This window comes from Sphingobacterium sp. SRCM116780 (genome assembly GCF_021442025.1).
Taxonomy (GTDB): domain Bacteria; phylum Bacteroidota; class Bacteroidia; order Sphingobacteriales; family Sphingobacteriaceae; genus Sphingobacterium.
In genome coordinates this window covers 1,754,989-1,767,959 of the sequence record NZ_CP090446.1, presented here as the reverse complement: position 1 = coordinate 1,767,959, position 12,971 = coordinate 1,754,989, and the positions used below count along the sequence as shown (strand labels likewise).

Sequence of the window (12,971 nt, the reverse complement as noted above, 5' to 3'; positions counted from 1 at the left end):
TTAATTTTTTACACCTTCTTCTGGTATTCGTTTCTTTTCTATCAATTCACCACCAATTGTATAATAATATTCATATCCATTTTTTGTTGCTCGTAACTTTTCATCATAAATAGTAAGAGTCTCAAAATCAAATGGTAAAATTGGTTTAAGATGATAATCAACTAGTCCAAATTTATTGTCCTTTTCAGCTAAAATTGATTTCTTCGTCAAGGCTATTAACGCTGTTTCCGTCAATGGGAATAGGTATTTATTGTCCTGATTAATGACTGTATAATGTTGATTTATTTCAGCTATAGCATAGAAACCATTATCATTTTCATTAGGGGATGTTTCAGAAATATAATCATAATCGAATGGTATAATTATTTCGTTTATATAATTAAGAATACCATATTTTCCATTCTTTTCAGCAATTATTCTGTTTTTATCTTCAATGGTAATATTGCTATATTCTATTGGAATTACAATTTGGTTTTTGTCATTTACAACGCCATAAAAATTGTTTTTTAAGACGTAAATTATTCCTTTATCTACAGCAATGTAGTCATAGTCGTTTTTGAAGTCAATTATAAATTGACCTTTACTGTTAAGCAATCCAAATTTCTCTGTGTTAGGTACATGATTTTCTGTTCTATTTCCGTGAATATCAAATTCGTGTTCGGCTTTTGATACGCGATAATAGCCATCCATATGATAAGATGCAGAGCAGAATTGAGGTTTCACAATGTTTGTTCCATCTTTAAGATAATAGCCTAAATAACCTACTTTTCTATCATTGACAGGAAATAATTTAGGATCATTTTGAGCATAAATTGATAAGTGGAATAATATAACAGAGAGTGTAAGTAGTATTTTCATTGATTTGTATTTTAATAAATTTAATACTTCCATGACGTACATAACAAAATCATTTACAATTCGTTGAGGTTGTTTTATTATTCGCAAAGTTCGTTTTAATATATTGTGATTAAAACTCCATTCCTTTTTTCCATTTGTATTGTTCAAATGCCGTCCATTTGTTTTGTTTTTGGATGAACCAAATAGTTAGCAAGGTTGTATCGTTTATTTCCCAGGTTACTTCTTTGATGAGTGTTGGCTGCTTTCTTTGAGTTTCATTAAAGTGATTATAAAGGGGTAATCTAAATTCAGAAATAGATGCTTCATTGAGCGGAAAGATCTCTTCATTAACAGCATCATATTTTTCTTTAAGTTCCTTTAATGTTTGGTTTTTTATTTTTTTAGGTTGAATATATTGATTTTTAATTCCTTGCTGTCCATCATAATCTGGACAGATATAATAGTTTTTGATGTCGTTTTGTTCGTAGTATTTGACGAAAGTGAGCATCGCCGTATCGATACCTGCATCTGGTTCTTTGTTGTTATGATAACCTAAAACTATCGTGTCATTTTTATTTACAGATGCGTTTAGTGAGTTGATAATTTTGAATCTTGCCATTGAGGCTTTATCTCCACTTGCAAAAGAGATGAACTTACCGATAGCTTTTTCAGTATTTAATAATACAACACTGGCAAGTAAAAATTCCTGCTTTGTTGTGTCTAAGCTCCCTTCAATATCAAAATAAATAGGTTCTTGGGTAGCAGAATCAATAAAACCGACTTTTTTAAACCATTGGTTCAAGTGGTTATTACACTTTGCATCACAAGGAATTAAATGATAAGTTTTCCCCGTCTGTGGTTCGGTAAAGAACATTTTATTATCGTCTTGGATTTTTATTGTACCTATAAGTCTTAGTCTTTTTCCATTCTCTAGTAATTCACAATCAGCACATTTTTTATGAGTTGTCCATTCTCCAGCATTTCGGTTTAACCATATATAAATTGTGATACTAATCAATATCAGTATACTGATTGAAAAAAATATTTTTAGGGGTTTCATCAATTTTATACTATTTTTTAGATAATCTTATTTGTTCTGATGCAAACAAGAAAAGCATTACAGACAATTCTCTAACTAGCGAAGATTTCTATTTTAAATTATCTTATATCTAAATCTAATACTTCCACTTTCCAAGTTATAAAATCATTTACAATTCGTAGGAGTTGACTTATTATTCGTAAGAAAGAAGGCTCATGAGGACGCAGACTATAGCGGAGAAGGAAGAGCGTGAAATGATATTGAATTTTTTAACAAAAAAGGTCATATTCTCCCTCAGGAAAACATGACCTTTTATATGCTATAAATCGCTTAAATTTAGCTTAATATAAACTGTATTTCCGCTTGAAATTTAACATCATCACTCACCATTACACCACCTGTTTCTAATGCTGCATTCCAAGTTAAGCCATAATCTTGACGGTTTATTTTTCCTGTCACGGTATATCCAGCTTTTTGATTCCCCCAAGGGTCTTTCGCTAATCCTCCAAATTCTACATCAAATGTGATTTGTTTTGTAATTCCTTTTATAGTTAAATCACCTACTAAGGAAATATCATTCCCATCAGTTTTGATTGCAGTTGAAGCGAATGTAATAGCAGGATAATTTGCTACATCAAAAAAATCGCCACTTTTTAAATGCTGATCTCTTTGTTCATTTTTAGTATTGATTGAATCTGTTTGTATGGTCACATTTATTTTCGCATCTTCTAACTGCGCAGATTCTCCTGTTACCGTAATATCAAAATTTTGAAATTGACCTTTTACATTGGTAATCATCATGTGTCTGACTTTGAACTCAATTTCACTGTGTGCTTGATCTAAACTCCAAGTTGCCATAATTTTATATTTATTAAGTTAATGAAAATTTATTTTTTCTTTTTTTATAATATGATACAAATGTAACTCAGGTTTTTATCATTTTTATTGACCTACATCAATATCGGATCTTATTTCAGTAATAATCATAATAGATAAACAATAATTTGATAGATAGGTTTTGAAATACCTCGTGAGACGACTATTCCTCTATTTTTTGATTTTTTTATCCGAAACAATATGGAATATTCTTAATTGTGACATCTTATTGATGAGTATTAACCAATTCCTATTATTTAAATAACCGTATCATGGCAGAGTTAAATCAAAAACAACCAGAAACAGGAAAAAAGAAAATTAGAAGTAAAAAGCTAGCGCCTAAAGTGGATCTAACAGCTATGGTCGATCTTGCGTTTTTACTGATTACTTTTTTTATGCTGACCACCTCTTTGAATAAGCCGAGTCGCTTGGATGTCGTGATGCCCGATAACAGTCCCGATAAACCTTTATTATTGGATGAACGGCGCGTAGTCTCCTTGTTGTTAAGTGACAAAGGTGTTATGTGGTATCATGGTGATTTTAACCATCCCATATCCAAACCTGAACACACAGATCTAACGGAAAAGGGGATAAGAGCTGTATTAAATAAAATGAAACTGAAAATTCCTTCACTTGCTAATGGAAAGGATATGATTGTTTTGATTAAACCGAGTAAGGAGGCTTGTACGAATGATGTGGTTCAGGCTTTGGACGAGATGACAAAGGTAAATATAAAACGCTATAGCATTAGTAAAATTAGTCCTGATGAGGAGAAGCTGGTTTTAGCATCTTTATAAAATAAGCATTACTCTTTCGTCTATAAAATACGAAAGAGTAATGTATTTTTATTCTTTATCTAAGTTTTGCCAAAACTGCGAAACTTTATCTTTAACGATTTCTGGTAGTTCTTTATAGTTATCAGAGTAAGTAGTTTTTTGATAGCCATCGGTTTGATCTGCTTGAAGTCTGTAAAACTGTTTCTTATAGAGCACTAATCCAATACAGCTTAATTGCTTATCCATATCTCCTTTTGGATGACGTGAATATACAAAGATAGCATCTAGATGCCCGTCCTTATCTGCATCAAAAAAAGCTTTTCTAGCATCCCATACCGACGTTACGATTCCTTTTTCTGAAACATAATCTTCTGCTACGGCTGTCCATTGGTTATCAATTTTTTGGAATTGTTGGATATAAAGTTGATCTGGATCCGCATTGCGTTCTTCTTTTGAGAAGACGATATAGTTATCTTCTTGGCTTGTCGTAATATGCTCAACCTGTAGTACTCTTTTTCCTTTGTAAGGAAAGCCTGATTGTTCAAAATTTTCTTTGTTAACCGAAATATCGGTAATCTGTGCTTGAGCAACACTGACGCTTAATCCAACTATTAATAAAGTAGCAATACGTGTAACCATTTTTCTTAATTTAATTTAGTTTATTATGTATTCAGTATACCTCTAGACAAGACATTTTTAAACTGAACTGTTACAATAACACCTGTTTTTGTTATGTATAATAAAAATATGCGTTAACATCAATATGAACGAATCTGTTTACAATCCGCAAACGTTGAATTACAATTCGTAGGTGTTAAACAATAATTTATAACTTGATATGTGTAATGATATTAAATTTTTAATGTTAAACTGAGTTCCCCTTCGAGTTATAAAAAATTGCCAATTCATTCTGTTTTTATTATGCAATTTTTAAACCTATCTATTTGGATAGTTATTGCAAATGTAAAAGACTAAAAATACTTTTGAACTATAATAATTATAGTTCAAATTTCATTTAATCAATAAAAAAATGATATCTAATTCAAAAGAAAAAACTATGGAGCATAGTGATAAACCACTCATCACTATCGTCGGAGTCTTAGGCAAACAGGGGCTTAGTGCTGCGTGTACGTTGCTACAAAGTGGGAAGTATCGCGTACGTGGTATTACTCGCCGAGTTGATTCACCAGAGGCACTTCGTTTGATTAAGCAGGGAGCTGAACTTGTGAATATACCACTTAATCTTGGATATAAAGAAGATTTTGTGGAAGCATTTTGTGATTCGTATGGCGTTTTCATGATGACTCCAAACATTGCACCTCCATTAACTCACGAGATGGAATTGGGGAAACAGTTGGCAGATGCAGCAGTTGATGCTGGGGTACAGCACATTATCTTCAGCAGTTTGGAAAATGTAGAAAAAATTACAGAAGGGAAAAAGTTTGCTCCACATTTTACTGATAAGGCTAAAGTTGAAGCATATATTCGAACGCTTCCAATAACAAGTTCTTTTATTTACATGGCTTTTTTCTATACCAATCTTATGGAGTTTTACACTCCCCATCTAACGGGTGATACGCTTGTATTCCCTATTTATTTACCTCAGGATTTTCGTGCACCATTTGTTGATCCACTTACTGCTACAGGTCCAGCTGTTCTGGAGATCTTTTCGAATCCAAGTCAATATAAAGGAAAATCCTTGCCAGTAATTGGTGATATGATATCGCCTCAGGAAATGGTCGATACTTTCATTAGAGTAACAGGCAAGAAGGCTGTATATAGTTCAGCATATACACAGGAAAACTTGCTCCATCATTTCCCAGATTTTAGCTCAAACGAGTTGCTCGTTCGTGAGATTTTGGGAATGGCAGAATATGCTGTTGAATATGGCTATTTTGGTAAAGATCGTGACTTGCTATGGAGCCGTCAAATAAACCCAAATAGTCTCACATGGGAACAATTTCTACAGACTACGGGCTGGGAAGGTCAAAAATTGTCCTATTGATTATTTTTAAAATCTTTAGGGCTAAAATGAGTGTTGACAAAATTTTATACTAATCTCCTCAAATCTATCATTCATCTATTTTCTTTTTTGAATACAAGGGAATCAGAAATGGGTAATAATTGAAATAATGCCATTTATTATTTGTTCGTAAATATAGAACAGTAATAATGGTATTAAATTCCGTAATCTGTATACTAATTCATTCCCTATCAAAACGGAACTTTGTATTTATGGTTCTATTGGTATAACATAAAAAATAAGAAAGAAATGAGAACGGTTACATTGAACAACGGAATAGAGATGCCCATCTTGGGATTTGGTGTTTTTCAAATACCTGATGCAATAGAGTGTGAAACAGCGGTTATGGATGCTATTGAAACGGGTTACAGACTAATTGATACTGCGGCTTCTTACTTAAATGAGGCTGCTGTAGGTAATGGCATTAAAAATAGTGGTATTACTAGAGCAGATTTGTTCATCACAAGTAAACTATGGGTGCAGGATACGGGTTATGAAAAAACAAAAGCTGCATTTCAAAGATCTTTAGAAAGACTGCAACTGGATTATCTGGATTTGTATCTTATTCATCAACCTTATGGTGATGTGTTTGGTTCATGGAAAGCCATGCAGGAATTACATCACGAAGGAAAAATTAAAGCTATAGGTGTCGCTAATTTTCACTGCGATCGAATGTTGGATCTGATCATAAACAGTGGTTTTACACCTGCAGTTAACCAGATTGAAACTCATCCGTTTCATCAACAGGTAGAGCAGCAAAAATTTCTTCAAGAAAATAGGGTGCAGATGCAATCATGGGGTCCATTTGCAGAGGGGAAAAATAACATATTTCATAATGAGACATTATCCGCTATTGGTAAAAAATATAATAAATCGGTGGCACAGGTTACTCTTCGTTGGTTAATTGAGAGAGATGTTGTTGCTATTCCGAAATCGGTTCGTAAAGAAAGAATGGTTGAAAATTTTAACATTTTCGATTTTCAGCTTTCTATCGAAGATTCGCAAGCTATAGCAAGCTTAGATACGGGTTCAAGTTTGTTCTTTGATCATCGAGATCCTGCAATGGTAAAATGGTTGAGCGAGAGAAAATTAGCTAGATAGTATAGCTGAAGAATTTAATGAATAATACAGGATACCAAAAGGAATATAAGAAGAACAGTTAAACTAAATTATAATGAGAAATAGACACTATAACAGAAATGCTTGGCTGGCTTTTGAAATGCCTTCAATAGGGATAAATGCTTCTATATGGTTTGCTATTATGCTATGTTTTTCATCTTGTTCTACAATAAAAGATAATAATAGTAACCTTATGGTTATTAAAGAACAGGGAAGCTTTATGGTTGGTGGTACAAAAACTACTCAAACGGGCACATTTGATTTGAGTAATGCTTTAAAACCACAAGGGCAAACTTTTCATGGTGATCACGCTTATGCGTTCTATCAAATTCCTGAAAAAGCTCATAAGCTTCCTTTGGTTTTCCTGCATGGAGCTGGGCAGTCTAAAAAGACATGGGAAACAACGACTGATGGAAGAGAAGGCTTTCAGAATATTTTTCTAAAACGTGATTTTGCTGTTTATTTGCTTGATCAACCCAGACGTGGCGATGCAGGAAAGAGCTCCGTTGAAGCAACTATAACACCAACTCCAGATGAGCAGTTTTGGTTTACACAATTTCGAATTGGTAATTATCCTGACTACTTTCAAAATGTACAGTTTCCAAAAGATGCTGCTTCGTTGGAACAATTCTACAGACAGATGACTCCCAATACAGGTAGTTTTGATGCAAAAGTTATTACAGATGCAGTTTCACAATTATTTGATAAAATCGGTGAAGGAATTTTAGTTACACATTCGCAAGGAGGTGGACCAGGTTGGCTAACCGCAATAAAGAACGATAAGGTTAAAGCTGTAGTTGCTTATGAACCTTATAGTAGTTTCGTATTTCCTGAAGGAGAGTTACCTGCAGCAATAAAATCAAATGGTCTTTTCGGAGCGTTAACAGGGGTAGAAATACCAGTGGCTGATTTCAATAAACTGACCAAAATACCAATTGTTATTTATTATGGTGATAATATCGCCAAGGAATCTACCAAAGTATGGAACGAAGATCATTGGCGTTCTGGTCTTGAAATGGCAAGGATCTGGGCGGCAACGATCAATAAACATGGGGGAGACGCAACGGTGGTGCACCTTCCGGAAGTCGGTATTAAGGGAAATACGCACTTTGCTTTTGCTGACCTTAACAATATTCAGGTGGCTGACGAATTATCAAAATGGTTAAAGGAAAAAGAACTGGATAAGTAATATTGGTAGTAATTCCTGTAATTGGTATACCAAAAAAATGCTGATGTATGCAGAAATTTGTATATATAAATGATAGAAGCGATGAAAAGATTAACGATATACTGGTTCATGTCATGCATATTCCTGTTTACAGTAACATCCTGTTCTCGTGCGGAACAACCAAAAATAGTGAATGACCATCCAACAATAGAAAAAGGTGATTCATTACAGAATAAGAAAATCTTAATCGTCTATCTGTCACGTACAAAAAATACCAAAGCCGTTGCAGAAATTATCCACAACCATGTCGGTGGTGATATGGTTGCATTAGAACTGGAAACACCTTATCCTGAAAACTATCAACAAATAGTCGCACAAGTGGCTAATGAAAATGAAACAGGCTTTCTACCACCTTTAAAAACAACGATTGACAATATCCAAAAATATGATGTGGTATTTGTTGGTTTTCCAACCTGGGGAATGCAGTTGCCACCACCCATGAAAAGTTTTTTGACCCAATATGATCTGAGTGGAAAAACAGTTGTCCCTTTTAATACAAACGCAGGTTATGGGATTGGCAGTAGCTTTGAAACACTAATGAAATTATGCCCGAAAAGTAAAGTCCTCGAAGGTTATTCAACGAAAGGTGGTATAGAAAGGGACGGGGTTTTGTTCGTCATGGAAGGGGAAAAAGAAAAATCGGTGCAGACCGATATCCAGAATTGGCTAAAGAAATTAAAGTTTATTAAATAGCATAAATCATCTTATGATTATATGTTTATTTTTTCTTGTATTTAAAATAAAACTTATCCTATTACAAAATCTGTAAAACAATTATGACGATGAAAACATTAATTCTCGGACTTTTTTTAAGCCTTATCGCTACACAAGGATCCTTTGCACAGCATGCATCTGGAGATCAGGAAATCATTGCTCTTTCTAAGAAGAAATGGCAATGGATGGCTGATAAAAACACAACTGTTCTGGATAGTCTTTTTCACGAAAAATCCGTGTTTGTTCACATGGGAGGTTCTTGGGGAAAAGACCAGGAGATGAATATCATTAAAAGCGGAGGCATCTGGTATAAGAAAGCAGACATCCATGAGGTATCTGTCAATATACTGGATAATACGGCCATCCTTCTCAATAGAATTGATCTGTTGGCTGTTGTAGGAGGAAACGAAGTGACTAATCCATTTATGGTGACAGAAGTCTATGTTAAACAGAATGGAAGTTGGAAATTAGGCTCATTATCGTTTACTAAGCTAATGGCACCTCCTGCAAGCAAATAGAAGTGATGAAAATATTCTTAAAATCGATAACACTAATGATGGTGATGATCGTTTCTACTATGGCAGGAGCCCAAACTAATACAGAACAAAATTTAAGTGTTAAACAACAGGCATTTGTTCGTATTTCTGCACTTACAGGAAAAGGTGATCTGCAAAAATTAAAGCCAGCCTTGACTTCTGGTTTTGAAGCGGGATTGACCGTTAACCAAATTAAGGAAGCTATTATACATGTCTATGCCTATGCAGGATTTCCTCGTAGCATTCGGGGATTGCAAACCTTGATGACTGTATTGGACGAACGTAAAACCAAAGGTATTCAGGATGAAATCGGAGTAGAGGTCTCTCCTATAAAAGATGAGCGTAGTAAATACGACAGAGGTAAGGCTATTTTAGATACACTATTAGGTGCTCCACAAAACGGACCTCAAACAGGCTATTCAGCATTTGCCCCTACAATCGAAGTATTTCTAAAAGAACATCTATTTGCTGATATTTTTGAAAGAGATGTATTGAGCTATGTGCAAAGAGAATTGGTAACCGTGTCTGTACTTGCTGGTATCGGTGGGGTGGAACCCATGTTACAATCGCATTTGAAAATTTGTTTGACTGTAGGTTTAACGGAAGGTCAGCTACAACAATTTGTTACTATTATTAAAGAGTCAGTGGGTAAAAAAGAAGCTAAGACTGCTCAAAAAGTATTGGACGAAATCCTGAAAACAAGAAGTAAAAAATAAAATATGAAAAAGTTATCATTGATACTTGCATTAACAATTTCAATAACTGTAACTCATATGGCAAATTCATAGTCCACTCAAAAAAGGGATCGATCAAATCTCTATACTTTAGTATATGAAGGAGCCATTAGCAAAAATGAAAAAGGAAGAGTGAGTATCCATCCCATAACCCAAAAAACTGAATTAAACCTTTTTGATCAAGAATTGCTGACTTTGAATCTATTTAGGAAGCTTATAAAGCTCGTAAAAATGAAAGCCCAACTTTCGCTGGGCTTTCACAAAAGCGTTCATCATCTTAAGATTAGTACTTTTAATTTAAAGACTTCGAATATCAGGTGATAGCCAAACTTTAGTTTTTTTGTGGGATGAGTACTTCCTTGATATCGGTATAATTATACCTATTGGTGGCATCAAAGGCTACTTGTGAACGGGCACCAAATCTAAAAAAGAATTTTCTACTATAATCCGGAAAAGCTTGATGCGCTTGCGAAGTTGTAACGGTCAAAATTATTCCTTCATTGTCCAATATTGTTGAAGCCGTAAGCCCCATCTGAGCTGGATTTAAGATCACGGTATAATTCGGACTAAAACTGAAATCCCCAACGTATTGATTCTCGCTCACAAATAATCTCGATTCTACTAATGGTGTTCGGTATTTAACGTCATTGCTTCCATAGGTGATTTTGACTTTAAATGTTACCGTTCTATCTGCATTAAGAACAGGTTCTCCAATCCAGTCTACATGTAGTATGGGTTCGACTTCATATACTTTTTCAATGGTTCCTTTGATGTCCAAGCGTTCTTCTTCCAATGGTACGAATGCTCCAGAAGGAGTTACTCCATAAGTGCCTGGAAAAATCTTATCGTTATAAAAAGTACCATCCATTTTACCATTGAAGTCATATGGTTGTGGATTATCCGACCAGCTATACTCCATCATTCGTATTCGTATTCCAGTATTTCCTATGGCAGTCTGAAATGGCTTTCCTGTGTTTTTCTCGATAAACTTCCCTTTGAAGGTTTCACTTGGCTGGGAGAAGTCATCTTGCTTACAACCCATAGCAATAAATAGGAGTAGACATATTTTTGCAAGAAGTTTTAATGTTTTCATGTTGCTAAATTCTGATTTATAAATAAATGTCTAATAACCTGGGTTTTGTTTGCAATTCGGGTTCTTAGTTATTTCTGCTGATGGAATCATTTGATAATAGTTACGACTATCATAGTTGAATACATAATCGGCACCAGGTCCTTTCGACTCCATATATCGGGAATCTAAAAAATACTTGTCAGCATCAGTAGAAAAGAAAGGGTATAGAACTCTATAACGTTTATTATTTTGTTCTACATCCATCGTTCTCCATCTCTTGAGATCCCAATACGTTTTGTGTTCAAAAGCCAGTTCTTTTTTACGTTCTTTACGGATAATTTCTACATTATCAAGAGACCCAGGAGTGGTTAATAACAATGCACCTGCTCGTTCTCTTATTTGATTGATACAGTTAAATGCTTCTTGTCGATACTCTTCACCTCCAGCACCCGCTAATAATAATTCATAAGCAGCTTCAGCTCTATTGAGTAAAACTTCTGCATAGCGTATCTCTATCCAACTTTGCTTAGATTTATTACCGTTATTATCTTTTTGATCTGGATTTAAGTACTTTCTTAAATAAAAACCAGAAATATTGCCAAAATCCCATCCAGATACAATGCCACTCTCTCCAGATCTTTTCTTTTTGCTTCCATCTTTTAAAACAACTTGATTATTCGGGTCATTATTGAAAGCAAAATTACTGGATAGTTTAAGTAAACTGGTTTCATTATATACATTTGCATAATTTACCACACTTCCAGCAGGCATTAATGGAGATATACCATTTTGACTGGATCCTGTCCAGATACCCCGACGGATATCGATTACTTTACCCATGTATTCAGACATAGGAAGAATTACTGTTCCTTTCAGTCGAGGTTCTGCATTCGCAAAGGCATCCAAAGGAGACGTATACAATTTGTATTTATTGTTGGCATCCAAAAAAACAAATTTTCCATTCGCGTCTTTTTCGATCCCATCAAACATTTCGATGAAGTCAAGAGTTGGGCAAAGCTCGGAATTATTACCTCCTGATGAAGTTTGCATCGGTTGAGAAGAATCATCAAAATTGTGTAAACTTTCTGGATCCTTGTAATAGCGGACAAATATATTCTCATAGGTATCTTTGAGGAAGATACTTGTGAAATTATTGGCTTGTGCGGTAGGATCATTTGCAAGCCATTCGTCCTTATAAAGGCGATGCTTATTTGTTTCATCTAAGATTTTGCTCGCATCATATGCCGCTTTAAAATAACCTGTTGCTCTAGCCGCAGGCACTCCACATATTCTTTTTCCATTGTCTACTTCTTCAATTTTGTTATATTTTGCTATAGACCCTGCATGCAACATTACCCTGGATTTAAAAGCTGCTGCTGCATATTTAGTTGCTCTCCCTTTTTGATTGTTTATTGGAAGATTGTTTATTGCATAGTCGAGATCCTCACCGATGAAATCCCAAATCTCTTCTTCAGATGCTCGTGGAAGCATGGTTTCTTCTAAGGTCACAGAAGCTGGGTAATCAATAACATGATCTACTTTAGGGACTCCACCGTATCGTTTTACCAACGAGTAATAAATAAATGCCCGAATGAAATGAGCTTCAGCAATGAAAGTTTTAGAATCTGCTTCCGAATGCGAACTTTGGTATTGCGGAAGTGTTTCTATCAGCATATTGGTTGTCCGGATTCCGGAGTAAGCAGCATCCCAATAGGTGGCACTTTCGGCTTCAGCACTTTTTGTGTCTCTTCCAAGGGCTTCACCAGTCAGTGCAGATTGTTGTTTATATTTTGTTCCACTGTTGTTAAACAATCCATTCGCTTCAAAATTGTACCTAAAATCTTCCATCGGGAGCGTACTGTACATCCTTGCTACGTAACTCAAAACCCCTTCACTCGTGCCAAAAATTTCCTGATCACTTATAATATTTTTAGGTGGAATATCTAGTTTTGTACAGCCCGTTGTTAACAACAAGAGTGTTGTATAAATAAATTGACGTGTTTTCATCTTCGTTAAA

The 12,971-nt window shown here is 34.8% G+C and carries 13 protein-coding genes; 7 read left to right on the top strand and 6 right to left on the bottom strand.

The window, feature by feature from the left end; all coding sequences use genetic code 11:
• The 3 genes from LZQ00_RS07750 to LZQ00_RS07740 all read right to left on the bottom strand — a co-directional run bounded on the left by LZQ00_RS07750 (position 1) and on the right by LZQ00_RS07740 (position 2,734).
• Positions 1-858 carry a WG repeat-containing protein gene (locus LZQ00_RS07750; RefSeq protein WP_234514373.1) on the bottom strand — a complete coding sequence of 286 codons (858 nt, stop codon included), beginning with the start codon at positions 856-858 and terminating at the stop codon, positions 1-3.
• A 109-nt stretch (positions 859-967) separates the two neighbouring features.
• On the bottom strand, positions 968-1,855 hold the full coding sequence (locus tag LZQ00_RS07745; RefSeq protein WP_234514371.1) for a hypothetical protein: 888 nt from the start codon (positions 1,853-1,855) through the stop codon (positions 968-970).
• Between the two features lie 357 nt (positions 1,856-2,212).
• Positions 2,213-2,734, bottom strand: a complete 522-nt coding sequence (locus LZQ00_RS07740; RefSeq protein ID WP_234514369.1) for a YceI family protein — start codon at positions 2,732-2,734, stop codon at positions 2,213-2,215.
• Positions 2,735-3,024: 290 nt separating this feature from the next.
• Here LZQ00_RS07740 and LZQ00_RS07735 point away from each other — a divergent pair, with 290 nt between their 5' ends.
• Complete coding sequence (locus LZQ00_RS07735) at positions 3,025-3,549, top strand: ExbD/TolR family protein (RefSeq protein ID WP_234514364.1); 525 nt, start codon at positions 3,025-3,027, stop codon at positions 3,547-3,549.
• A 48-nt stretch (positions 3,550-3,597) separates the two neighbouring features.
• Here LZQ00_RS07735 and LZQ00_RS07730 read toward each other — a convergent pair whose 3' ends face one another.
• Positions 3,598-4,167 (bottom strand): hypothetical protein, encoded by a 570-nt coding sequence (locus tag LZQ00_RS07730; protein WP_234514362.1) that lies wholly within the window; start codon positions 4,165-4,167, stop codon positions 3,598-3,600.
• A gap of 391 nt (positions 4,168-4,558) precedes the next feature.
• Here LZQ00_RS07730 and LZQ00_RS07725 point away from each other — a divergent pair, with 391 nt between their 5' ends.
• From LZQ00_RS07725 to LZQ00_RS07700, 6 genes are all read left to right on the top strand, one after another.
• Positions 4,559-5,533, top strand: coding sequence for an NmrA/HSCARG family protein (locus LZQ00_RS07725; protein ID WP_234514361.1), 975 nt, complete (start codon positions 4,559-4,561; stop codon positions 5,531-5,533).
• Positions 5,534-5,800: 267 nt separating this feature from the next.
• Complete coding sequence (locus LZQ00_RS07720; RefSeq protein WP_234514360.1) at positions 5,801-6,652, top strand: aldo/keto reductase; 852 nt, start codon at positions 5,801-5,803, stop codon at positions 6,650-6,652.
• A 73-nt stretch (positions 6,653-6,725) separates the two neighbouring features.
• On the top strand, positions 6,726-7,859 hold the full coding sequence (locus tag LZQ00_RS07715; RefSeq protein ID WP_234514359.1) for an alpha/beta hydrolase: 1,134 nt from the start codon (positions 6,726-6,728) through the stop codon (positions 7,857-7,859).
• Positions 7,860-7,940: 81 nt separating this feature from the next.
• Positions 7,941-8,591, top strand: coding sequence for a flavodoxin (locus LZQ00_RS07710; RefSeq protein ID WP_234514358.1), 651 nt, complete (start codon positions 7,941-7,943; stop codon positions 8,589-8,591).
• An 89-nt stretch (positions 8,592-8,680) separates the two neighbouring features.
• On the top strand, positions 8,681-9,130 hold the full coding sequence (locus LZQ00_RS07705; RefSeq protein WP_234514357.1) for a nuclear transport factor 2 family protein: 450 nt from the start codon (positions 8,681-8,683) through the stop codon (positions 9,128-9,130).
• 5 nt (positions 9,131-9,135) lie between these two features.
• Positions 9,136-9,864 carry a carboxymuconolactone decarboxylase family protein gene (locus LZQ00_RS07700; RefSeq protein WP_234514356.1) on the top strand — a complete coding sequence of 243 codons (729 nt, stop codon included), beginning with the start codon at positions 9,136-9,138 and terminating at the stop codon, positions 9,862-9,864.
• A 349-nt stretch (positions 9,865-10,213) separates the two neighbouring features.
• Here LZQ00_RS07700 and LZQ00_RS07695 read toward each other — a convergent pair whose 3' ends face one another.
• Positions 10,214-10,975, bottom strand: coding sequence for a DUF3823 domain-containing protein (locus LZQ00_RS07695; RefSeq protein ID WP_234514355.1), 762 nt, complete (start codon positions 10,973-10,975; stop codon positions 10,214-10,216).
• A 30-nt stretch (positions 10,976-11,005) separates the two neighbouring features.
• Positions 11,006-12,961 carry a RagB/SusD family nutrient uptake outer membrane protein gene (locus LZQ00_RS07690; protein ID WP_234514354.1) on the bottom strand — a complete coding sequence of 652 codons (1,956 nt, stop codon included), beginning with the start codon at positions 12,959-12,961 and terminating at the stop codon, positions 11,006-11,008.
• Between the last annotated feature and the right edge of the window lie 10 nt (positions 12,962-12,971).

Coding starts and splice junctions, on each gene's coding strand:
- LZQ00_RS07750 (WP_234514373.1), bottom strand. CDS start 858: ATGAAAATACTACTTACACTCTCTGTTATATTATTCCACTTATCAATT.
- LZQ00_RS07740 (WP_234514369.1), bottom strand. CDS start 2,734: ATGGCAACTTGGAGTTTAGATCAAGCACACAGTGAAATTGAGTTCAAA.
- LZQ00_RS07735 (WP_234514364.1), top strand. CDS start 3,025: ATGGCAGAGTTAAATCAAAAACAACCAGAAACAGGAAAAAAGAAAATT.
- LZQ00_RS07730 (WP_234514362.1), bottom strand. CDS start 4,167: ATGGTTACACGTATTGCTACTTTATTAATAGTTGGATTAAGCGTCAGT.
- LZQ00_RS07725 (WP_234514361.1), top strand. CDS start 4,559: ATGATATCTAATTCAAAAGAAAAAACTATGGAGCATAGTGATAAACCA.
- LZQ00_RS07720 (WP_234514360.1), top strand. CDS start 5,801: ATGAGAACGGTTACATTGAACAACGGAATAGAGATGCCCATCTTGGGA.
- LZQ00_RS07715 (WP_234514359.1), top strand. CDS start 6,726: ATGAGAAATAGACACTATAACAGAAATGCTTGGCTGGCTTTTGAAATG.
- LZQ00_RS07710 (WP_234514358.1), top strand. CDS start 7,941: ATGAAAAGATTAACGATATACTGGTTCATGTCATGCATATTCCTGTTT.
- LZQ00_RS07705 (WP_234514357.1), top strand. CDS start 8,681: ATGAAAACATTAATTCTCGGACTTTTTTTAAGCCTTATCGCTACACAA.
- LZQ00_RS07700 (WP_234514356.1), top strand. CDS start 9,136: ATGAAAATATTCTTAAAATCGATAACACTAATGATGGTGATGATCGTT.
- LZQ00_RS07695 (WP_234514355.1), bottom strand. CDS start 10,975: ATGAAAACATTAAAACTTCTTGCAAAAATATGTCTACTCCTATTTATT.
- LZQ00_RS07690 (WP_234514354.1), bottom strand. CDS start 12,961: ATGAAAACACGTCAATTTATTTATACAACACTCTTGTTGTTAACAACG.